Source organism: Flavobacterium koreense (assembly GCF_054776075.1).
This window is the reverse complement of record NZ_BAAHCF010000039.1, coordinates 1-760: the sequence shown is the minus strand read 5'-3', so window position 1 is coordinate 760 and position 760 is coordinate 1. Positions and strand designations below refer to the sequence as shown.

General features: G+C 35.5%; 1 protein-coding gene. It reads right to left on the bottom strand.

Going from position 1 to position 760, the window contains the following annotated elements:
* A partial coding sequence (locus ACYU7A_RS13465) for a T9SS type B sorting domain-containing protein (protein ID WP_460577351.1) occupies nucleotides 1–760 on the bottom strand: 760 nt, incomplete at both ends.

The following is a 760-nucleotide window of genomic DNA, read 5'->3' as shown; positions in this document are numbered from 1 at the left end:
CCCCAACGGTTGTAAATTTCAACGGTGTTTTCTGGGTAACAATCTAAGTTAGTAATGTTTTCAATTACAAAACTATCATTCATAGTATCTCCATTTGGTGTTACTGCATTGTAAATATTTAGAGTAACACAATTTTCAACAGTACAAACTCCTTTATCAACTGGAATTGTCACTTCAAATACTCTTGGGCAATCTGGATCATTAGTTTCATATCTAACAATATAACTTCCATTTGCTAAATTCAACGGAGTAAACACACCATTTGTGAAGTCTAAAGCTCCAGAGCTACTAACATCAGTCCATGTACCACCAGTTGGTTGTGTTCCAAATTGTAAGTTAATGATTGATAATACATCTACTTCAAGATCAATATCAACTGTACATTGAGTATCTGTTGTAAGAACTTGGAAATAGTTTGGAATTGTTACATTAACTGTTTGCGTAAATGTATCTCCGTTTCCACAAGCATCTGTTACAGTCCATGTTCTTACTATTGTGTATGTTCCGTCAGAAGCAACAGTTGAAGTTGTTTCATTAGTTACAATGGTAAGTGGTGTACTTGAACAAGCATCTGTAAATACTAATTGAGGCACCGCTGGAATTGAACTACAAGTAGCTGTTAAAACAGTTGGGAATGGTGTCACTACTGTCGGAGCTGTTGTATCTTGAACAGTGATGGTTTGAACGTGAGTTGTAGTTAATCCACAAAGATCAGTTGCAATCCATGTTCTTGTTAATGTATAACTTCCTGCACATGTTC